Below are 21,156 nucleotides of genomic sequence, written 5' to 3'. Positions count from 1 at the left end.
GCTCCCCAGGAGTCGGAACCGAATTCCACAGTCCAACTTCTGGGGACCAGTTCAGGTGGAGGGTTGGCCCCTCGCATTCTCAGGGGGCAACCCTCTAGCTGAGGGGGCAAGCTGTCAGGGGAAGTGGTCAGCGGATGCGGTCGATGCGGGCCTGGATTCCGTCGAGGACGGTGTCGAGGCCGAAGCTGAACTCGTCGGTTTCGTCGGGCGGCTGCTGTCCGAAGGCGCCGGCGATGCCGGGGAAGCGGTCCGGGGTTGCCAGCAAGGTGAGACGTTCGGCGTACCGGCGGTCGGCTTCGCGCGCCTCGTCCGGGTCGGTCGCCATGTTCGCGGTCAGTTGCGTCGTACCGCGTACGTAGATGTTGACGAGCAGCATCGCCGACAACCGGTCCTGCGGGGTCAGCGGTGTGCCGTCGAACGCATGCAGCGCGGACTCCAGCCAGGCCAGCTGGTTCGGTGACAACGGCGGTTCGTGGACCGGGATGTGCAGCACCCACGGGTGCGCCCGCAGACCGTCGCGGAACGCCTCGGCCCAGAGCGTGATCCGCGCCCGCCAGTCCTGCTCCGGGGGCAGCTCCGGGGGCAGGCCGAACGCGTGCTCGATCATCACCACGTACAGGTCGTCCTTGGCGTCGATGTACCGGTACAGCGACATCGTCGTGAACCCGAGCTCAGCCGCCACCTTGCTCATCGACACCGCCCCGATCCCCCCGGCATCAGCCAGCCGAACCGCGGCCCGCGCAATATCACTGATATGAAACGCCGGCTTCGGCCCCGGCCGGCTCCGCCCCTCCTCAACCCCCCAAAGCTGCGCCAGCACCCGCGGCAGTTCCACCTCATCCATACCCACCATCCTCTCGCCCCGCCCGCCCATCCCTACCACCACTCCCACTCATCGCCTCCCCAATTCCCGCCCCGCCCTCCACTGATGGCGCCTCCCCTTCCACCGCCGAGCGGAGCGAGGCGGTCTTTCCTTTCCGACGCTATCTGTTTACATCATAGACAGTCTGATCTATGGTCTGTCTATGACGCACACAGTGTGTGGCGTAGACAGATAGTGCTGGAGGGGTGTCATGGGTACGACGGAACGGGCCGGGCGCAAGGAGTGGATCGCGCTCGGGGTGCTCGCGCTGCCGCTGTTGCTGGTTTCGATGGACGTGTCGGTGCTGTACTTCGCGGTCCCGTTCATCAGCGCGGATCTGGGTGTGTCGGCGACCGAGCAGTTGTGGATCTTCGACATCTACGGCTTCGTACTCGCCGGCCTGCTGATCACCATGGGTTCACTCGGTGACCGGATCGGGCGGCGCCGGCTGCTGCTGTTCGGCGCGGTCGGCTTCGGTGTCGCATCGGTCGCGGCGGCGTACGCGCAGAACCCCGAGCAACTGATCGCGGCCCGCGCCCTGCTCGGAATCGGCGGTGCGACCCTGATGCCGTCGACGCTCGCGCTGATCCGGAACATGTTCCACGACGCCAAGCAGCGGCAGCAGGCGATCGCGTTCTGGAGCGCGGTGATGATGGGCGGGATCACGCTCGGCCCGGTGCTCGGCGGGTTCCTGCTGGAGCACTTCTGGTGGGGTTCGGTGTTCCTGATCAACACGCCCGCGATGGTGCTGCTGCTCGTCCTCGCGCCGGTGCTGCTGCCCGAGTTCAAGACGCCGGCCGCCGGTCGGTTCGACCTGCTGGGTTCGGTACTTTCGCTCGCCGCCGTACTGCCCGTGATCTGGGGAATCAAGGAGATCGCCGCGCACGGTGCATCCGTACTGCCGGTGGTCGCGATCGCCGGCGGGCTGGTGTTCGGCGTGCTGTTCGTCCAGCGGCAGCGCACCGCCGTACACCCGATGGTCGACCTGTCGATGTTCCGGAACCGCGCCTTCAGCGGCTCCCTCGCGGCGAACACGATCGGCACGCTGGCGCTGGTAGGCAACGCGGTGTTCCTGACGCAGTACCTGCAGCTGGTGCACGGGTTGAGCCCGTTGAAGGCAGCGCTCTGGTCACTCGCTCCGTCGGTACTGGTCGGTGGCGCGGCTCCGCTGGCGACCGCCCTCGCGGGGAAGCTGGATCGAGCGTACGTGATTGGTGGAGCGTTTGTTCTCGCCGCATCCGGCTACGGGGTGCTGACTCAGGTGCACGTGGATTCGTCGCTGGCCGTACCGCTGGCCGGAGCTGGTTTGCTGGCCGCCGGACTGGTGATGGTGATGACGCTGGTGACCGAGGCGATTGTCGGTTCGGTGGCGCCGGAACGTGCTGGGTCGGCGTCCGCGGTGATGGAGACCTGCTCCGAGTTCGGTGGTGCGCTGGGCATCGCGATCCTCGGTTCGATCGGGACCGCCGCCTACCGCGCTGACGTCCCGAGCAATCTCCCGCCCGCCATCGCAACCCCCATCCGAGACGGCCTCCCCGCCGCCACCGCCGCGGCCGGCCACCTCCCCGCCCAGCTGGCCGACACTGTCCTCACCACCGCCCGGCACGCCTTCACCCACAGCATGAACGTGGTCGCACTGGTCGGCACCCTGCTCCTACTGGCCACCGCGATCACCACCACCCTCACCCTCCGCGGCACCACCCCAACCCCCACCCCCGAACAACCCGAACTCACCCCCGCCGCGTGAGTTGGGATTAGGAGGTGTTTCAGCGGGGTGGGCGGCCGCCGGGGCGGCGTCTGAACAGACCACCGCGGTTCCGTTCAACCGTCGGCTCCTCAGCCCACGGCGCCTGCGGCTCACCCGAATCCTCATCCTCATCCGGCTGCCCACTCCACCACCGCCCAACCACCCCATCACCCTGCGAGGCCCCGCCATCCCGTCCCGTGGGAGACGGGGTGTTCGGGGGTACGGGCTGCTCTTGCTGGGGGAGGTGCTTGGTAGCCGGCGGGGTGCTGTCGGAGCGCCACTCGATGGTTGGTTCGTCGTGGGAGGTGGACCGGCTCGCACGATTGGCACGCTGTTCGGCGACGCTCAGGATCGTCCGGGTAGTGCTCGCCCGATCGTCGTCCGCCTCGTACGCATCCTCGTCCCGCCCGTGCTCCTCGACGTGATCACGCGCTCGGTCGGCGGGTACGCGGGTGCGATCGTCAGCCGGATCCCGCCCGGGATCACCGCCACGATCGGCAACCCGGCTGCTGTCGGACAAACCATCGGAGCCGGAACGTGCACCACCGGAACGCGGTCCGCCGGGGCTCCCCGGCCGGTCCGAACCCGGGGCCGGCTGGGTGGACGGACGCATGCGAAGGACCAGGAAAACCACAACCAGCAGCACCCCGGCCAGGAACCCGAACCCAAGCCGGGGGATCAGCGGAAGCACGATCCCGCACCCACCACCGATGACCCAGGCAAGCTGAAGCACAGTCTCGGATCGCGCGAACACCGACGTACGCACGGACTCCGGTACGTCCCGCTGGATCATCGCGTCCAGCGACAACTTGCCCAGCGAAGAACACAACCCGGCGACCAAGCCGAGTGCGATCAAGATCGGCAGCCCGTACAGCACCGCCACCGCGACCGCGACGACGGCGTCCGCGAGCAGCACCACCAGGACGACCGCTTCCGGTTTGCGTGCCTTAAGCAACGATCCGAGGACGGTGCCGAGACTGTTGCCGATGCCGGCCGCGGCGATCACCGCGCCGGCCGCGACCGCGCCCTTGATCCCGCTCACCGGCTGGTCGCGGAGCAGGAACGCCAGGTACATGGTCAGGAATCCGGACACGAACCGCAGCCCGAGGTTGCACCGGATACCACGTGAGACGGCGGCGGTGATGGCGCGCCGGCGGGCGTCGCGGCCGGCCGTACCGGTGACTTCCTCGTCGGCGGGGGAGTCGACCGCGCTCGGCAACCGGATCGCGAGGATCAGGCCGATCAGGTACACCACCGCGGCCCAGCGCAGCGACCACTCCGGGCCGATCGCCGCGAACGCGCCCGCGATCCCGGCGCCGACCGTTGCGCCCGCGACACCGGCGAGTGAGATGCGGGAGTTCGCGGTGACGAGGGTGATTTGCCGGGGGAGCAGGCGGGGTACGGCGGATGCGCGGGTGACACCGTACGCCTTGGAGGCGACCAGGCACCCGAGGGCGGCCGGGTACAACCAGACGGAACTGTGCCCCGAGATCGAGGACGCCAGGCCCCAGACCAGGAACGCGCGGGCGCCGAGCGTCGCGCCGATCGCCCAGCGGCGCCCGTGCCGGAACCGGTCGAGCATCGGGCCGATCAGCGGTGCCATCAACGCGAACGGCGCCATCGTCAGCAGCAGGAAGAGCGCCACGCGGTCGCGGGCCTGATCGCTCGGTACGGTGAAGAAGACCGTACCGGCGAGCGAAACCGCGAACGCCGTGTCACCGGCCGCGTTGACCGCACCGAGCTCGATCAGCCGCGAGAGCCCGGACTCACCCGCTCCTTGCGCACTGGTGAGCCCACGAATCCGCCGCCCGGTCGCGCGACCGACCTTCCCACCAACCTCCGCGGCCCGCTTCGAAGCGGATGCGACGCCGGTCGCCCCCACCTTCGAGGCGTGCCCCACCTTCTTACTGGCACTACCGACCCGCTTGCCCGCACTACCAACCCGATCCCGAGCCTCATGCACCCGCTCGCCGGCCGACTTCCCGGCACCACCCGACCCGGCACCACCCGACCCGGCACCACCCGACCCGGCACCACCCGATCCGGAGTGTCCTGCCCGGTCGTGATCGCCGGCCGCGCGTGCCTCGCCGCCGGTGCGGTTTCCACCGGAATTCGGCCTCGGGTCGGCAGGGTCGGGAGGATGCATGGAACCATCCTGCCTCGCCCCGGGGACAGACGGCAGCCACTTCGCGTAGGAGCTGTGGTTTACCGCGGTAAACCACGGGTGGGCGGCGGCGACCGGAGCGGTGGTTTGGTGTGGGACCGGCGGGTGAGCCGCGGCGTTCGTGGGCTGTCGTTGGGGTGAGCAGGGCGTGGGGGTTGGCGGGTGGTTGGAGTGGTGAGTTCGGGTTGGATGGTGGGCATTCGGTGTACTGGGGTGGGCGTGCGAGAATGAGTGATTGTGACCCCCGCCAGAGCTCCGGAAACGGTACGTGCCAAGCCCGACGCCGTCTGCGTCGCGGCGGTCGAACCGGCCCGTGACGCGGCGATCGCCGAGGCCGGCGCCGCGCAGGTCGGTGAGCACCTCGGTCAGTTGGTCGAGGGCGAACGCCTGGTCACGCACTACTTCGCGTCCACCCACCCGGGGTACCGCGGCTGGCGCTGGGCCGTCACGGTCACCCGCGCCGCCCGCGCCAAGACGGTCACGGTGAACGAGGTCGTGATGCTTCCGGGCGACACCGCGATCGTCGCGCCGGAGTGGGTGCCGTGGTCGGATCGGGTCCAGCCGGGCGATCTGCGCCCGGGCGACCTGTTCCCGACGCATGCCGACGACCCGCGCCTCGAGCCGGGTTTCGCCGACACCGCCGACGCCCCGGAGGACGTCCGCGCCGTCGTGGACGAGCTCGGTCTCGGCCGTGAGCGGGTGCTGTCACCGTTCGGTCGCGATGACGCGGCGGACCGCTGGTACGCGGGTGATTTCGGCCCGGCGTCCCCGATCGCGCAGGCGGTCCCGTACAAGTGCCACTCCTGCGGGTACTGGATCCGGCTCGCCGACAGCCTCGGTCAGGCGTTCGGCGTCTGCGGGAACGAGATGGCGCCCGGCGAGGCGCACGTCGTCGCGTACGACTACGGCTGCGGCGCCCACTCGGACGCCACCATCGAGAACCCGGATCTGCCGATCCCCGAGCACGCCTTCGACACCACGGGCTACGACAACCTCCAGCTGACCGAGCAGCCGAGCGAGGCTTAGTCCGCTCGCCGCAGCACCAGGGAAAGAAAGCCGAAGGTGTCGCGGTAGGTGTGCAGCCACTCGGCGCGGCGCTGGTTGGCTGTGGTGAGGACGGTGGCGCTGTCCGGATCGTCCGGGTGCTCAAGGGCCCAAGTGGCGAGTGTGCCGCAGGTCGACCATTCGTAGTCGTCCAGTTCCTGGCGCGTACTGACGTGTCCGTCGATCGGAGTCCACCCGTCCGCGACGACCTTGTCCACAGTCGTGGCGAGATCGTCGAACTCGCCGAGCATCTCCACGGCCTCGTTCGACGGGGGATGCTGCCAGAAGCCGTCGCTGACCAGTACGCGCCCGCCTGGCGCTAGGTGCCGCCGGGCAGCGGCCAGCGTGGGCAGCAACCCGCCGAACGCATGCGCCGCCCCGACGCTCAGCACCACGTCGAACGGTTCCGCCCCGGCGAAGTCCTCGGCCTTCGACTGGTGCAGCCGGAGCCGGTCGCGTACGCCGCGCGCTTCCGCCGCCCGCGCCGCCTGCGCCAGCGCGCCTGGTGAGATGTCCACGCCGTCCGCGAGTACATCCGCTCGCGTGGTGAGCGCGCGGAGCAGCCACTCGCCGGTGCCGCAGCCGAGATCAAGCACCCGGCGCGTACCCGGCGAGAGACTGCGCTCCAGCAGGCGCTGGACCGAGTCGTCGCCGAGCGGGGACTTGATCGGATGTTCACGGTGGGCAATCAGGGACAGCTGTTCACGATCCACCGGAGCACTCTCCCAACTCCGGCTGCCGCCCGCACCTGGTTTCCTCAGGCAAACCGGTCAGTCTTCGGTGGCGGGGCGTTCGCCGGCCTGGATGGCGGTCCAGCGGCGTTTGCAGTACCAGAGGCCGATCAGCCCGAGGCCGAAGCCCGCCACCGGTACCCAGATCCACCAGTCGAGGCCGTCGTCCTTCAACTGGTTGCGGAACAGCATGAGGACGACGAACGCGACCGCCCAGATCACGATGCCGGTGATCACGCTGGGGATGCCGGACAGGTCGAGCGGCTTCACCTCGGCGTGCACGAGCTCGCCGCGCGCCAGCTGACTGGTCGGATCGGTGCGCTTCTTCGCCGCCGCCTGCTCGTCGCTCACACACTTACCTTAGCTCTCAATGAGGACAGGTTTGTGGTAGGTGCTCGCAACTGCACGGCAGGACCTGGCACGATGCGGGCATGAGCTCGCCCAAGGCCGCGACGGCCCGCTCCGGTACCGGTCCGCTGGACTCCTTCTTCAAGATCAGTGCACGCGGCTCCACCATCGGGCGTGAGGTCCGGGGTGGGCTGGTGACGTTCTTCACGATGGCATACATCGTGGTGCTGAACCCGCTGATCATCGGCACCGTCAAGGACGGTGACGGCCAGTTCGTCGGGGGTGGCACCGACCCGGCGATAGCGATCGCGAAGATCGCTGTCGCGACCGCGCTGGTGGCGGGGGTGGTGACGATCCTGATGGGTCTGGTCGCCAACTTCCCGCTCGCGCTCGCCACCGGCCTCGGCCTGAACGCCTTCCTCGCCTTCTCGGTCGCGACCAAGATGACCTGGGCGGACGCGATGGGCCTGGTCGTGCTCGAGGGCCTGATCATCTTGATACTCGTCCTGACCGGCTTCCGGAAAGCGGTCTTCGAGGCGGTACCACTGCAGCTGAAGATCGCGATCAGCGTCGGCATCGGCCTGTTCATCACGTTCATCGGCGTGATCGACGCCGGGTTCGTCCGCCGGCCGGCGGCGCTGACCGGCCCGCCGGTGGAGCTGGGCGTCGAAGGGCACCTGCGCGGCTGGCCGGTGCTGGTGTTCGTGTTCGGCCTGCTGCTGATCGTGATCCTGTACGCGCGGAAGGTGAAGGGCGCGATCCTGATCGGCATCCTGGCCGCCACCGCGCTGTCGGTGGTGATCGAGACGATCGGGAACATCGGCGCCCGGACCGAGAAGAACCCGGGCGGCTGGGGCCTGAGCGTGCCGAAGCTGCCCGATCATTGGTTCACCAAACCGAATCTGGACACGATCGGCGAGTTCAACCTGTTCGGTTCGTTCGAGAAGATCGGCGTGGTGTCGGCGCTGCTGCTGATCTTCTCGCTGATGCTGGCCGACTTCTTCGACACGATGGGCACGATGACGGCGATCGGCGCCGAGGCCGGCCTGAACGACAAGGACGGCATCCCGCCGAACTCGCAGCGGATCCTGATCGTGGACAGCGTCGCGGCCGCGGCCGGCGGTGCCGCGTCGGTGTCGAGCAACACCTCGTACATCGAATCCGCGTCCGGGGTCGGCGAAGGCGCCCGGACCGGCCTGGCCAGTGTGGTGACCGGGATCTGCTTCCTGATCTCGATGGTGGTCGCGCCGCTGGTGACCCTGGTCCCGTACGAGGCGGCCACGCCGGCGTTGATCCTGGTCGGGTTCCTGATGATGACGCAGGTGAAGGGGATCGACTTCGACGACCTCGAGGTCGCGTTCCCGGCGTTCCTGACGATCGTGCTGATGCCGTTCACGTACTCGATCTCGGCCGGGATCGGCGCCGGGTTCGTCGCGTACGTGATCCTCAAGGTGGTCCGGGGCAAGGCCCGCCAGGTGCACCCGCTGATGTGGGTGGTGGCCGCGCTGTTCGTGATCTACTTCGCGATCGGCCCGCTGACCGACTGGCTGACCTGAGCCGGTGGACCCGATCGAGGAATTCCCCGAGCAGTCCGTACGCACCGGCGGTTTCAGCTTCGGTCAGCCGCGCGCGTTCACGTTGTCGCCGGACGGCGAGCAGCTGCTGTTTCTCCGGACCCGTGGTCCCGAGGACGCGGTTGGTTGCCTCTGGCACCTGGATCTCCGGGACGGTACCGAGCGGTTGCTGGCGGCACCTGAACGGCTCGGCGACGACGGCGCGGTGCCGGAAGCGGAGCGGATACGACGGGAACGCGGCCGGGAGTTGTCGTCGGGAATAGTTGCCTACTCGACCGATCGTTCCACCGAACACATCGTGTTCGCGCTGCAGGGCACGCTCTACTACTTGGCCGGCCGGGATGGTTCTGTGCGCGCTGTGCAGACGGACGGGCCGGTCGTCGACCCGCGCATCGACCCGACCGGGCGCCGCGTGGCGTACGTGACGGGTCGCGAGCTGCACGTGGTTGACCTTGCCGACGGCAACGATCTGACCGTTGCCCGGGAGGCCGATCCGCAGATCAGCTGGGGTCTTCCCGAGCACGAGGCGGCCGAATCGATGGGTCGCACCCGCGGTCATTGGTGGTCGCCCGACGGCGCGCACCTGCTCGCGGCGCGGGTCGACCTGACGCCCGTGCAACGGTTGTGGATCGCCGATCCGGCGAATCCGGAGCGACCGCCGCGCGAGGTCGCGTACCCGATCGCTGGTACGCCGAACGCGATCGTGACTGTGCATGCCTTCGATCTGGTCGGTGGCTCGGTCGAACTGCGCTGGGATCGGGTCGGGTTCGAGTACCTGACCGCTGCGTCGTGGGATGCGCATGGTCCGTTGCTGGCTGTGCAGTCGCGCGATCAGCGGACGTTGCTGGTGCTCGCGGGCGATCCGGTCACCGGCGAGACTCGCGTACTGCACGAACAGCGCGACGCGGCGTGGGTGGAGCTCGTGTACGGGACGCCGGCGCGTACTGCGTCCGGGAAGCTCGTCCACGTTGACGAGGCCGGCGAGACGCGCCGCTTGGTGATTGATGGCGTGCCGGTGACGCCGGACGGATTGCAGGTGCGCTCGATCCTGGAGGTTTCCGGGGAGACTGTCCTGATCGAGGCAAACGACGAGCCTACTGAGTGCCATCTTTGGCACTATGACGGGCAAAAGCTTGCACGCCTCAGTGCAGAACCGGGCGTCCACAGTGGCAATCGAATGCACGACACGGTGCTGCTGACGTCGAGTACGGAGTCCGGCCGGTCCGTCGTCGTACGCCGGCCCGGTCTTGCGGATCGGGCGGTCAAGGCCTTCAGTGCTACGCCGGTCGTCACGCCGCGGATCACGTGGTTGGAGGCCGGTGAGCTCGCGATCCGTACGGCGGTGCTGCTGCCGTCCTGGTACGAGTCCGGTGAACTGCCCGTGTTGATGGCGCCGTACGGCGGTCCGGCGGCGCAGCTCGTGACCCGAAGGACCAGCACGGCGTTCATGACCGCGCAGTGGTTCGCCGAGTCCGGGTATGCGGTGGTGATCGCGGACGGTCGGGGTACGCCCGGTAGGGGACCGGTCTGGGAGAAGACCGTGCACCTGGACAACCTCACGTACCCGCTGGAGGACCAGGTGACTGCACTGCACGCGGCTGCGGAGCAGACGGGTGCGTTGGATCTGTCTCGCGTGGCGATGCGTGGTTGGAGCTACGGCGGTCTGCTGGCGGCGGCTGCCGTGCTGTTCCGTCCGGATGTCTTTCACGCCGCGATCGCCGGTGCCGCGCCGGCCGATCAGCGGCTGTACGGCACCCATTGGCGCGAGCGGTACCTCGGACATCCGGCTGAGAATTCGGAGCTGTACGACCGGTTGTCCCTCATCAACCACGCTGCCGAACTGCGCCGCCCGTTGCTTCTGATTCACGGTTTGGCCGATGACAACGTGTTCGTCGCCCACACGCTCCGGCTCTCGGCCGCCCTGGTCGCGGCCGGTCGCCCCCACCAGGTGCTTCCGCTCTCCAACGTCACCCATATGGCCGCCGGCAACACAGCCGCCGCGGCCGGCCTGCTGCGCGCCCAGCTCGCCTTCCTAGCGAGCGTCTGGCCCGAACGCGCGGAGGAAGGTCTGCACGGCGTTCCAGACGGTCTCGTTGAGCTCGGACGCCGGGATCTTCCGCGTACCGAGCCGTGAGCGCGCTTCCAGCGGCGCGGTCAGCAACGCGCCGAACTGCTCGGCCGCGACCGCCGGGTCCTTGATCCGCAGCTTGCCCGCCAGCGCGAGGCGGGCCAGCCGGTCGGCGAGGGCGTTGTTGACCTTGTCCGTCGCCCGGCTGCGGACGATGTCCTGCAGATCCGGCATGCTCGCGAGCTCCGCGTACAGCAACCGCCGCAGCGCCCACGACTTCTCGTCGCAGTAGCAGATGGCGAGATTCCGGCCGACCTCGGTGAGCGACGCGTCCGCGTCGCGGTCGACACGCAACGCCTCCAGCGCGGTCAGATTGCGGGTCAGCGCGTCATCGGCCAGCGCCTCGATCGCCGCCCGGAACAGCGACTGCTTGTCACCGAAGTGGTTGTAGACGGTGTGCTTCGCAACCCCAGCGGCCGCCGCGACCGTATCCACGCCCGCCTGCCGGTAGCCGTCCCGGGCAAAGACTGTGAAGGCGGCGTCCAGGATTGCCTGGCGCTTGTCGATCCGTCCGCGGGTGACCGTCACCGGGTCAGGATAACGTAATGCACTGATCGGTATAGTAAAATGCACTGGCCAGTGCAGTTCGATGAAGGAGGACGGATGATCGTCAATTTGTTGCGGATCAAGTTCAAGGCCGGCGTGAGTGTGGCCGAGCAGGAGGAAGTGCTGGCGGTGATGCGCCGGACGGCCGGGCTGGAGATGGTTGCGTTCGGTGCGGTCGGCAAGGACTTCGGTAATCCCGCGGACGGTTTCACCCACTCGTACCTGGCCGCGCTTCCGGACCTGGAGGCGCTTAGGCGGTACATGCACCACCCCGTACACCTGGAGGGCGACGACCTGGTGCTGGACAAGTTGGAGCGGATGAGCGCGGTGCGGTTCACCGATGACGGTGACGCCGAGCTGGGCAAGGCTGTGTACGAGATCGCCGCGCAGAAGGTCGCGATGTATCCGGAGTGGGGTCGCCGGATCGACGAGTTGTTCGGCGCCCACGTCTGATCCGCGCTCACGTCCGAACGGAGCTAACGTCCGAACGGAGCTCAGGTCCGATCGGTGCTCAGGCGCGATCGGCGGAGGCGGCTGGGGCGGTGGTGGTGCGGAGGTTGAGGTATTCGGTGCGGGCGGCGAAGAGGGTGCGGAGTTCGGTGGTGACGTTGTCCAGGAACTCGGCCCGGTACGTCGAATCGGTGAGCAGGGCGATCGAGTAGTACAGCCCGGTGAAGTTCGCGATGCCGACCGAGACCTTGATCAGGGAGGCGCTGAGTACGAGCGGGTGGTTCATCAGCGTGATGTGGTACGACCACGAGCCGAGCGGGACGCCCCACTGGTCGTAGATGTGCTCGCTGATCGCCAGCAACCCGAACGCGACGAAGAACAGGCCGACGCCGGTACTGACCACGAGCACCTGCATCCACTGCCGGATCATCAGGTTGACGCTCAGATTCGCCCGCTGGATGCGCTGCAGTGGCGGGCCGGACCCGGCGTCACGCTCGATCGCGTCGACCTCGCGCGGCAGCCGGATCAGCAGGAACACCGTACTCAGCAGGGTGAAGGCGGCGACCGAGAAGATGATGAACGCGGTCGGCATCCCGGCGAAGACCTGCCACATGTCCGCGGTGATGAACAGCACGAGCGAGAAGACCAGCAGCAGTGGAAGGGCGCGGATGAAGCTGGCGATCGAGTTGGCCAGCTCGGTCGCCAGGCGGCGTACTCCCCAGATGACTGTCGCGATCAGGCCGTAGCCGACCACGACGTACACCACGCCGACCAGCAGCAAGTTGCCGATCGCGACGCCGAAGAACTGCTTGAGCTGGCCCTGCGTGACGACCGGCAGGAGCGCGGGCAGCAGGACGAAGACCGCCAGCTCCGGGATGCCGAAGCGGGTTGGCAGCGACCAGAACGGGCGGTCCCGGAAGCGGTTCAGCAGGCCGAAGCCGGCGACCAGGGCGATCAGGCCGCCGATCGCGGCCAGCAGGTTCTGCCACCAGTGCCAGTCCAGCGAGGTGGCGCCGAGCATCTCCGCCAGGAACACCAGCACCAGGAGTGGCGCGGCCCGGGTGAAGATGTCGTGCGTCGGTGAGAAGTCCTCGATGAACAACGGCAGCCCCGCCCGCCGGAACCGCTGCTCGTACCGCGCCAACTCGGCACTCGTCCCCATGACCGGGAACCCTAGCCCGTCCGGGTACCGAAGCACGGGTACTGGTCGCCGCGCCGCGCCTCCGCGCCAGCTGCCGCCCGCTCGCGCCCGCCGCCCAGCCGCCGCTGCCCAGGACCACTACCCGTCCTTCGGTACCGAACACCCAGTCGGTGGGCGTGGAATATCAGCTGGTGGTCGCGTGTTTTAGTTAGCAAAGGTAATGAGTTAAGGTAAGGATCATGCCCGAAGTAGTAGCCCAGCAGGTCAAGAGTGACGTCGGCCTGGCGAGTGCGTTGCGGTCGTCGACCCTGCGGTTGTCGCGGCAGATCCGCCGGCAGCGCGAGCCCGGGCACGACCTGACCGCGAACCAGCTCAGCGTGCTCGGCGCGCTCGCCAAGCACGAGCTGATGACGATCGGCGAGCTGGCCGCCCACGAGCAGGTCAAGCCGCCGTCGATGACGCGGATCGTGACCAACATGGAAGAGGCCGGCCTGGTCACCCGCCGGCCGCACCCGACCGACAAGCGGCAGATCGTCGTCGAGCTGACCGACCGCGCCGACGAGCTGATCCTGGCCAACCGGAAACGCCGCGACGAGTGGCTGCAGACCAAACTGAAGCAATTGACCCCTGAGGAGCGCGACATCCTGCGCAAGGCAGCACCCGTGCTGGAACGACTGGCGGCTCGATGAGCCCCACGTTCCGCGCGTTCAAAGTCCGAAACTTCCGTCTCTACGCCTCCGGTGCGATCGTCTCCAACGTCGGCACCTGGATGCAGCGCGTCGCCCAGGACTGGCTGGTCCTGGAGCTGACCCATTCCGGGACGGCACTCGGCATCGTCACCGGCCTGCAGTTCCTGCCCGCGCTGCTGCTCGGCCCGTACGCGGGCCTGGTCGCCGACCGCTTCCCGAAGCGGCAGGTGCTGACGGTGACCCAGATCGCGATGGGTACGGTCGCGCTGGTGCTCGGTGGACTGACGATCAGCGGGCACGTCCAGGCCTGGCATGTGTACCTGCTGGCGCTGCTCTTCGGTGTCGGCACCGCCTTCGACGCACCGACCCGGCAGGCGTTCGTGGTCGAGATGGTCGGCCGTGACGAACTCTCCAACGCGGTCGGGCTGAACTCGGCCTCCTTCAACGCCGCCCGGCTGCTCGGTCCGGCGCTCGCCGGTCTGCTGATCAACTGGATCGGGACCGGTCCGGTGATCATGATCAACGGGTTCACGTACGCCGCGGTGATCGTGTCGCTGCGGCTGATGCGCGTCGGCGAACTGCACACCCCGAAGCCGGCGGCCCGCGACAAGGGCATGATCCGGGACGGCATGCGGTACCTGTGGCGCCGCCCGGATCTGATGATGGTGCTGGTCGCGGTGTTCTTCGCCGGGACCTTCGGGCTGAACTTCCAGATGACGTCCGCGCTGATGGCGACCGAGGCGTTCCACAAGGGCGCGGGGGAGTACGGCATCCTCGGCTCGGTGCTCGCGATCGGGTCGCTGTCCGGTGCGCTGCTGGCCGCGCGGCGGGTGCGGATTCGCGCCCGGCTGGTGCTCGGCGCGGCGATCGCGTTCGGCGTACTGGAAATCGTCAGCGCGCTGATGCCGACGTACCTGACTTTCGCGCTGGTGCTGCCGCTGGTCGGCCTGGCCTCGCTGACCATGCTGACCTCGGCGAACGCGACCATGCAACTGGGCATTGAGCCGACGATGCGCGGGCGTGTGATGGCGCTGTACATGACGGTGCTGATGGGTGGTACGCCGATCGGCTCGCCGTTCATCGGCTGGATCGGGCAGGAACTCGGCGCCCGCTACTCCCTGATCGTCGGCGGCGGGCTGACCGTGCTGGGTACGGTCGGTTCAGTCCTGTACTTCTCCCGCCGCCGCGGCCTGGCAATCCGCCCGAGACTGCTCCCGCGCCCCCACCTCGAGGTCCTGCCGCAAACCGAGCTCCTGGGCGAAAAAGCAGTAGTCGACGCAGCCCCGCAGCCGGTCGTCGTGGAATCCGGGGTGGGCAAGAAGAGAGATGCCGATTCTCAGGTTGCTTGAGCGGTGGTTTACGGCCGGATGCGGGTCAGTAGGCGGGCGGCGAAGAGCAGGGCCTCTACATCCGTGTCGCGTTCGGTGTGTACTGCGGCGGGGTCGTGCTTTGGTTTCGGGCGTTCGGTCGGCGTACTGGGTGTGGTGATCCGCAGGAAGCCGCGGCCGCCGAGTCCGCCCAGGTGCGGCGCCCACTGCACGTCGGTGATGTCGCCGAGTTGCACCGACCACGGGTCGCCGAGGGCGCGCTTCTTCCGGCCGGCGCTGCGCTGGTACGCGAACGTGAGCTGCCCGTTCGCCACCGTGAGCGTCGCGTCCCGCCCTTCGAGCCGGTCCGCCGCGCCCGGTGGGGCGACCAGCCAAGCGGTCGAGGCGGTCGCGGGTACATCACGCCGGACGAGCGTACGACGGATGTCGCCGGCGATCTCGTCCGCGAGTACGGGATCCACTGCTGGGAAGTCGTACAGGTCGAGGAGCACGTCCGTGCCGGTCACCGCCTGAAGCGGATCACTGCCGTCGCGCAGCACCAGCCGGAACCCGGAGTCACTCACCTCAACCCCCTGCACCGCCTCCACCGGCACCACCCGCTCACCCAGCCGCCCCCGCAATGAGCAGTTCAGCGCATCCAGCCCGTCCCCGCTGTACCGGATCCGCAACACCCCGATCCCGTCCCAGCCAACCGATCCATACGCGCTAACCAACTCACCACCAGCCACCCGCCCATCCTTCCCTGTCCCCGGGTCCACCGCAGTCCCACGCGTGTAACAACCACCCCACCCCCACTTACCCCCAAACCGGTTTGGGGCGGTTGACACGCCGCCTTGTTTGTCACGGGCACAATGAGGTGTGACTCATTACGATCTGGTGATCATCGGGACCGGCTCCGGCAACACGATCGTGAATCGGCGGTTCGCGGACTGGAAGGTGGCGATCGTCGAGCGCGGCACCTTCGGCGGTACCTGCCTGAACGTCGGCTGCATCCCCACCAAGATGTTCGTGCACGCCGCCGACGTCGCCGCCACCCCGTCGGTCAGCTCCCGGTTCGGCATCGACGAGGAACTCCTCGGCGTCCGCTGGACCGACGTCCGGGACCGGATCTTCGGCCGCATCGACCCGATCGCGGCCGGCGGTTCGGAGTACCGCCACCACAACCCGGACAACGCCAACGTCACCGTGTACGACGGCACCGGCAGCTTCACCGGCGCCAAGGAGCTGACCGTCGACAACAACGACGGCTCGACCAGCGTCTTCAGCGCGGACCGGTTCGTCCTCGCCAGCGGCAGCCGTCCCGTGATCCCACCCATCCCGGGACTCGAGGAAACCGGCTTCCACACCTCGAACACGATCATGCGCCTCGAGCAACTACCCGCCCGGCTCGCGATCATCGGCAGCGGGTTCGTGGCCGCCGAGTTCGCGCATGTCTTCGCGTCGTTCGGCGTCGATGTCACGATCATCGCCCGCTCCAAGACCCTGCTCCGGCACGAGGACGCCGAGCTCGCGGAGCAGTACACGCAGATAGCACAGCAGAAGTACGACGTACGCCTGAACCGCGAAACGATCCGCGTGACCCGGCGCGACGACAACTCGATCGAGCTGAAGATGCTGCACCCGGACGGCGCCGAGGAACTGGTCGTCGACGAGCTCCTGGTGGCGGTCGGCCGGGTACCGAACTCCGATCTGCTCAACCTGGACGCGGCCGGCGTCGAGGTCGACCACGAGGGCCGGATCGTCGTGGACAAGTACCAGCAGACGAACGTCGACGGGATCTACGCGCTCGGCGACGTGACCAGCCCGCACCAGCTGAAGCACGTCGCGAACCACGAGGCCCGGGTGGTGAAGCACAACCTGCTGAACCCGGACGACCGGATCGCGTCCGACCACCGGTTCATCCCGCACGCGGTGTTCAGTTCGCCGCAGATCGCGTCCGTCGGGCTGACCGAGGAGCAGGCGAAGGAGCGCGGAATCCGTTACGTGGCAGCGGTTCAGCGCTATGCCGACATCGCGTACGGCTGGGCGATGGAGGACACCACCGGCTTCGCGAAGGTGATCGCCGACGCGGAGACCGGGCAGCTGATCGGCTGCCACATCATCGGCCCGCAGGCGCCGACCGTGATCCAGCCGGTGATCCAGGCGATGAGCTTCGGCCTGGACGCGTACGCGATGGCGCGCGAGCAGTACTGGATCCACCCGGCGATGCCCGAGGTACTGGAGAACGCCCTGCTCAAGCTGGAGTTACACCCGAAAGGCTGAGATCACCTCGGCGACCGAATCGAGCGAGTCGAGCGTTTCGAGGTCGGGCAGGCTGATCATCACCTCGGCCACGCCCGCCTCGGACAGCTCGCGGAACCGCCCGATCTGATCGTCCACGGTGCCTGCGTTGACAGTCGCCGCGTACGCCGCCGGGTTGACGTTCCGCGGCCGCAACCGCTGCACCGACTGCTCGACCGCGCGATGATCCTTGCCCACCAACGTCGTGGACAGATGCGTCAACTCGACCGCCCGTGAACTCACCTCCCGCAAGTACGCGGCCTGCTTCCGGACCGCCGTGATGTCTCCGAACACGTTCACCGCATCCGCGTACCGAGCAGCCAGCCGAACCGTCCGCGGCCCACTCCCACCCACCAAGACAGGGAGATGCGACTGCAACGGCCTTGGATAGCAGGTCGTATCGGGCACCTCGAGCACCTTGCCATGGAACGGTTTGTTGCCTGGTCCCCATAAAACCGGCAGCAGTTGCAGCGCATCCTCAAGCAGCGCGTACCGATCACGCACCGGCGGAAACGGCCACCCGTAAGCCTTGTGCTCCGCCTCGAACCAGGCCAGTCCGACGCCACACACCGCGCGCCCACCACTCAGTACGTCCAGCGTCGCCGCGATCTTCCCCAGATGCGCGACATTCCGGTACGTGATCCCCGAAACCAGTGTCCCGAGCCGGACCCGAGTCGTGCACGCGGCCAAGTACCCGAGCGTGGTCCAGCTTTCCAGGAAGTCCTCCCAGGCCCGCCCGACCTGCGGAATCTGCCGGAAATGATCCATCACGTAGATCGCATCGAACCCGGCCGCCTCGGCCCGCCCCGCGACCTCGCGAAGCCACGCCGCCTTGTCACCTTTGTACGTATAACTGCTCAACTGCAACCCGAACCGAAGCCCGGTCGGCCGCTCCGCCTGACGCTCCGCCGCCGCACCCGAGGCCACGAAAGCTTCCGGCACTACCCGCACCGCGGTCGGCCGAAGTACATCGTCGTACCCCTCGTCCGGCAACTCCGTCCGGGTGACCTTCCAGGACCGCAGTTGCGAGGTCAGTACGTCGGCCGGAATGCGTTTCGACGTACGCTCCCGGTTCCGCCGCCGGCACTCCTCGGCAGGCGTGTCGAACGCGACCGCCACACACGCCATCCCCGCCGCCCGCGCGACCCGAAGCCACTCGAGCCGGCGCTCCTTGTCCAGCCCCAACGTGTCGATCACGGTCGTCAGCCCGCGCCCGATCCGCTGCCGCACCACCACCTCCAGCAGCGCGAACGCATCCGTACTGGCCGCGATGTCGTCCTCGCCGGAGCCGACCAGCGCGCGGAGCCGATCACTCGACACGACCAGTTCCGGCCCGAAGTGCTCGGCCGCCCAGGTCGTTTTCCCGGACGCGCCCGGCCCGGCCAGCACCACCACACACGGCGACGGAAGCTTGAGCTCGTTCACAAAAGCAGTTTCCACCACCGATACGCTTTCCGGATGCGACTGTTCGTGGCAGTAGTGCCACCCAGCGAGGTAGTGGAGGATCTGAGCGAGTTCGTCGAGCCGCGCCGGGACCATCCGGACGACGACATCCGTTGGGCGTCCGACCAGCATTGGCACATCACGCTGGCGTTCCTCGGCGAGGTGGCGGACTGGAAGTCCGAGGAGCTGGAAGAGCGGCTGGAGGCGGCGGCCAAGCGGCAGAAGCCGTTCGAGCTGCAGCTCGCCGGCGCCGGCGCGTTCCCGGGCGTACCTGATGCGCGCGTTCTGTACGCGGGCGTCCGCGACGAAACCGAGTCGCTCAAACACTTGTCGATGACGACCCGATCGGCCGCGAGCAAGGCCGGGGTGCAGGTCGAGGCCCGGAAGTTCGCGCCGCATGTCACGCTGGCGCGGCTGCGGCGGCCGATCGACGCGACCCGATGGGTGCGGATTTTCGACACGTACCGTAGTCCGGCATGGACAGCGGGCAGTCTGCAGCTGATCGAGTCCCGATTGGGCGAGGGGCCGGGGCACAGTGCGGCGTACACCACAGTAGGCGAATGGGACTTCTTAGGTTAACCTCAACAAGGTTAGCCGTACCTAAGCTCATGAAAGTGTCCCCGCCATGCTCGCGAACTATCTGATCGGACTCCGCGAAGGACTCGAGGCATCGCTGGTGGTCAGCATCCTCGCCACGTTCCTGGTCAAGTCCGGGCATCGGGATCGGCTCAAACTGGTCTGGATCGGTGTCGCCAGCGCGCTCGCCGTCGCGGCCGCCGCCTGGGGCCTGCTGCAGTTCGTCACCGCGCTGACCGCGCGCTCGTTCACCACCCAGGAGACCGTCGGCGGGGTGATGTCGATCCTCGCGGTCGGCTTCGTCACCTGGATGATCTTCTGGATGCGGAAGGCGTCCCGCAGCATCGCCAAGGAGCTCCGCGAGCGGATGGGCCAGGCGCTCGAGGTCGGCTCCCGCGCGGTCGTCATCCTGGCCTTCCTCGCGGTCTTCCGGGAGAGCATCGAGACCGCGTTCATCGTGTACGCGTCGGCAGCGTCCGCGACCACCGCCGTACCGTTCATCGGCGTCCTGCTCGGGCTCGCGACGTCCGTGCTGCTCGGGGTCGCGATCTACAAGGGCGCGGTGAAGATCAACCTGGCCGTGTTCTTCAAGTGGACCGGCGCGGTGCTGATCCTGGTCGCGGCCGGCATCTTCGCGTACGGCTTCCACGACCTGCAGGAAGCCGGCATCCTGCCCGGCCTGCACAACCTGGCTTTCGACGTCTCGCACGTGATCCCGCCGGACAGCTGGTACGGCGTGCTGCTGAAGGGCATCTTCAACTTCAACCCGGCGCCGAGCGTCCTGGAGGCGACCGCGTGGGTCGTCTACCTGGTACCGGTGATGGTGCTGTACTTCCGCCCGGTGAAGAGCTCGGCGCCACCTGCCGTACCGGTCGTGAAGACCGCCGGCGAAGCAGTCTGATCCACCCCTCATCCCTTTGTTTTCCAGGAGAACCATGTCCGCGTCCAGGGCCGGTAAGGCCACTCTCGCCGGTGTCGTCCTCGGGCTCGCCGCGCTGACCGCGTGCGCGAAGAGCGAGCCGGCCGGGAAAGACGACGGCACCGGACCGGTGTCGGTGAAGGCGTCCGACTCCGGCTGCGACCTGAGCCGGCGGGACGTGAAGGCGGGTACGAGCACGTTCTCGGTGTCGAACGGTGGCAGCAAGGTCACCGAGTTCTACGTGTACGCCGACGGTGACCGGGTGATGGGTGAGGTCGAGAACATCGGTCCTGGTCTGAAGCGGGATCTGATCGTCGAGTTGCCGACTGGGAAGTACCAGGCGGTGTGCAAGCCGGGGATGGCCGGTGACGGGATTCGTGGTGATCTGACCGTCACCGGCGATGCGGCGGCGCAGACGTCCGAGGACGCGCTGCTGAAGCAGGCGACCGAGGGATACCAGCGGTACGTGAACTCGCAGGCGGTCGCGCTGGAGCAGAAGACGACCGAATTCGTCACCGCGGTGAAGGCCGGCGATGTGGCGAAGGCTAAGGCGCTGTACCCGGTGTCGCGGACGTACTGGGAGCGGATCGAGCCGGTCGCGGAATCGTTCGGCAACCTGGACCCGAAGATCGATGCCCGGGTCAACGATGTGGAGCCGGGGACGGAGTGGACCGGGTACCACCGGATCGAGCAGGCGCTGTGGGTGTCGAACAGCACCAAGGGCATGGAGAAGTACGCCGATCTGCTGCTGACTGATGTGAAGACGGTGGTCGCCAAGGCGAAGGTCGTGAAGGTCACGCCGCTGCAGATGGCGAACGGCGCGAAGGAACTGCTGGACGAGGTCGCGACCGGGAAGGTCACCGGCGAGGAAGACCGGTACTCGCACACCGACCTGTGGGACTTCGAGGCGAATGTCGAGGGGTCGCAGGCGGCCGTACAGGCGCTGCGTCCGGCGCTGCAGGAGCGCAACCCGGCACTGGTGAAGCAGCTCGACGCCAACTTCAAGACCGTCTTCGCCGCGCTCGACAAGTACCGCGACGGCGACGGCTTCAAGCCGTACACCGCAACCGAACCGGAAAAGAAGGCCCTCGGCGCAGTAGTAGACGGCCTAGCCGAGCCAGTCAGCCAGGTAGCCGCAACCATCGCCAAAAAATGACCGACAACAAGCTGCCCACCCCGGGCGACA

Annotated in this window: 19 protein-coding genes; 11 read left to right on the top strand and 8 right to left on the bottom strand. The window is 67.9% G+C overall.

What is annotated here, in order from left to right:
* Positions 1-127: 127 nt before the first annotated feature.
* Entirely contained in the window at positions 128-844 is a 717-nt protein-coding gene (locus ABD260_RS35830) for a TetR/AcrR family transcriptional regulator (protein ID WP_344241143.1), read from the bottom strand.
* Between the two features lie 229 nt (positions 845-1,073).
* Here ABD260_RS35830 and ABD260_RS35825 point away from each other — a divergent pair, with 229 nt between their 5' ends.
* A complete protein-coding gene (locus ABD260_RS35825; protein ID WP_344241141.1) occupies positions 1,074-2,609 on the top strand; it encodes an MFS transporter in 1,536 nt (511 codons plus the stop codon).
* A 19-nt stretch (positions 2,610-2,628) separates the two neighbouring features.
* Here ABD260_RS35825 and ABD260_RS35820 read toward each other — a convergent pair whose 3' ends face one another.
* Complete coding sequence (locus tag ABD260_RS35820; RefSeq protein ID WP_344241139.1) at positions 2,629-4,755, bottom strand: MFS transporter; 2,127 nt, start codon at positions 4,753-4,755, stop codon at positions 2,629-2,631.
* 255 nt (positions 4,756-5,010) lie between these two features.
* Here ABD260_RS35820 and ABD260_RS35815 point away from each other — a divergent pair, with 255 nt between their 5' ends.
* Positions 5,011-5,799 carry a DUF3027 domain-containing protein gene (locus tag ABD260_RS35815; RefSeq protein ID WP_344241137.1) on the top strand — a complete coding sequence of 263 codons (789 nt, stop codon included), beginning with the start codon at positions 5,011-5,013 and terminating at the stop codon, positions 5,797-5,799.
* Here ABD260_RS35815 and ABD260_RS35810 read toward each other — a convergent pair.
* Both ABD260_RS35810 and ABD260_RS35805 read right to left on the bottom strand, forming a co-directional pair.
* Positions 5,796-6,530 (bottom strand): SAM-dependent methyltransferase, encoded by a 735-nt coding sequence (locus tag ABD260_RS35810; protein WP_344241135.1) that lies wholly within the window; start codon positions 6,528-6,530, stop codon positions 5,796-5,798. The genes ABD260_RS35815 and ABD260_RS35810 overlap by 4 nt on opposite strands.
* Positions 6,531-6,587: 57 nt before the next feature.
* Positions 6,588-6,899: a DUF2530 domain-containing protein gene (locus tag ABD260_RS35805; protein ID WP_344241133.1), complete on the bottom strand. Its 312-nt coding sequence runs from the start codon at positions 6,897-6,899 to the stop codon at positions 6,588-6,590.
* Between the two features lie 80 nt (positions 6,900-6,979).
* On the opposite strand from ABD260_RS35805, the gene ABD260_RS35800 reads away from it, so the two are divergent.
* The gene (locus ABD260_RS35800) at positions 6,980-8,452 is read left to right on the top strand and encodes an NCS2 family permease (RefSeq protein ID WP_344241131.1); all 1,473 of its coding nucleotides are present in this window, start codon (positions 6,980-6,982) and stop codon (positions 8,450-8,452) included.
* 4 nt (positions 8,453-8,456) lie between these two features.
* Entirely contained in the window at positions 8,457-10,604 is a 2,148-nt protein-coding gene (locus tag ABD260_RS35795) for a prolyl oligopeptidase family serine peptidase (RefSeq protein WP_344241129.1), read from the top strand.
* Here the strand turns inward: ABD260_RS35795 and ABD260_RS35790 are convergent.
* Complete coding sequence (locus tag ABD260_RS35790) at positions 10,503-11,126, bottom strand: TetR/AcrR family transcriptional regulator (RefSeq protein WP_344241128.1); 624 nt, start codon at positions 11,124-11,126, stop codon at positions 10,503-10,505. The two genes, ABD260_RS35795 and ABD260_RS35790, sit on opposite strands and share 102 nt — an antisense overlap.
* 75 nt (positions 11,127-11,201) lie before the next feature.
* Between ABD260_RS35790 and ABD260_RS35785 the strand changes: the two genes are divergently transcribed.
* On the top strand, positions 11,202-11,597 hold the full coding sequence (locus ABD260_RS35785; protein ID WP_344241126.1) for a Dabb family protein: 396 nt from the start codon (positions 11,202-11,204) through the stop codon (positions 11,595-11,597).
* Positions 11,598-11,655: 58 nt separating this feature from the next.
* Here ABD260_RS35785 and ABD260_RS35780 read toward each other — a convergent pair whose 3' ends face one another.
* The gene (locus ABD260_RS35780) at positions 11,656-12,756 is read right to left on the bottom strand and encodes a hypothetical protein (RefSeq protein ID WP_344241124.1); all 1,101 of its coding nucleotides are present in this window, start codon (positions 12,754-12,756) and stop codon (positions 11,656-11,658) included.
* A 218-nt stretch (positions 12,757-12,974) separates the two neighbouring features.
* Between ABD260_RS35780 and ABD260_RS35775 the strand changes: the two genes are divergently transcribed.
* The gene (locus ABD260_RS35775; protein WP_344241122.1) at positions 12,975-13,424 is read left to right on the top strand and encodes a MarR family winged helix-turn-helix transcriptional regulator; all 450 of its coding nucleotides are present in this window, start codon (positions 12,975-12,977) and stop codon (positions 13,422-13,424) included.
* A complete protein-coding gene (locus tag ABD260_RS35770; RefSeq protein WP_344241120.1) occupies positions 13,421-14,773 on the top strand; it encodes an MFS transporter in 1,353 nt (450 codons plus the stop codon). Before ABD260_RS35775 ends, ABD260_RS35770 begins: the two co-directional genes overlap by 4 nt.
* Positions 14,774-14,781: 8 nt before the next feature.
* On the opposite strand, the gene ABD260_RS35765 is transcribed toward ABD260_RS35770, so the two are convergent.
* Positions 14,782-15,480, bottom strand: a complete 699-nt coding sequence (locus ABD260_RS35765; protein ID WP_344241118.1) for a DUF4429 domain-containing protein — start codon at positions 15,478-15,480, stop codon at positions 14,782-14,784.
* Between the two features lie 130 nt (positions 15,481-15,610).
* Between ABD260_RS35765 and ABD260_RS35760 the strand changes: the two genes are divergently transcribed.
* Positions 15,611-17,014, top strand: a complete 1,404-nt coding sequence (locus ABD260_RS35760; protein ID WP_344241116.1) for a mycothione reductase — start codon at positions 15,611-15,613, stop codon at positions 17,012-17,014.
* On the opposite strand, the gene ABD260_RS35755 is transcribed toward ABD260_RS35760, so the two are convergent.
* Complete coding sequence (locus ABD260_RS35755; RefSeq protein WP_344241114.1) at positions 16,997-18,457, bottom strand: LLM class flavin-dependent oxidoreductase; 1,461 nt, start codon at positions 18,455-18,457, stop codon at positions 16,997-16,999. The genes ABD260_RS35760 and ABD260_RS35755 overlap by 18 nt on opposite strands.
* Positions 18,458-18,490: 33 nt before the next feature.
* Between ABD260_RS35755 and thpR the strand changes: the two genes are divergently transcribed.
* Genes thpR through efeO form a run of 3 tightly spaced genes read left to right on the top strand, consistent with a single transcriptional unit; the run spans position 18,491 to position 21,126 of the window.
* Entirely contained in the window at positions 18,491-19,054 is a 564-nt protein-coding gene (gene thpR / locus ABD260_RS35750; RefSeq protein WP_344241112.1) for an RNA 2',3'-cyclic phosphodiesterase, read from the top strand.
* 46 nt (positions 19,055-19,100) lie between these two features.
* Positions 19,101-19,952: an iron uptake transporter permease EfeU gene (gene efeU / locus ABD260_RS35745; RefSeq protein ID WP_344241110.1), complete on the top strand. Its 852-nt coding sequence runs from the start codon at positions 19,101-19,103 to the stop codon at positions 19,950-19,952.
* A 34-nt stretch (positions 19,953-19,986) separates the two neighbouring features.
* Positions 19,987-21,126, top strand: a complete 1,140-nt coding sequence (gene efeO, locus ABD260_RS35740; RefSeq protein ID WP_344241108.1) for an iron uptake system protein EfeO — start codon at positions 19,987-19,989, stop codon at positions 21,124-21,126.
* Positions 21,127-21,156 lie beyond the last annotated feature (30 nt).

It is taken from the genome of Kribbella hippodromi, from assembly GCF_039531045.1.
Lineage (GTDB): Bacteria > Actinomycetota > Actinomycetes > Propionibacteriales > Kribbellaceae > Kribbella > Kribbella hippodromi.
Note: the sequence above shows the minus strand (reverse complement) of the source record. Positions and strands in the feature narration are given on the sequence as shown.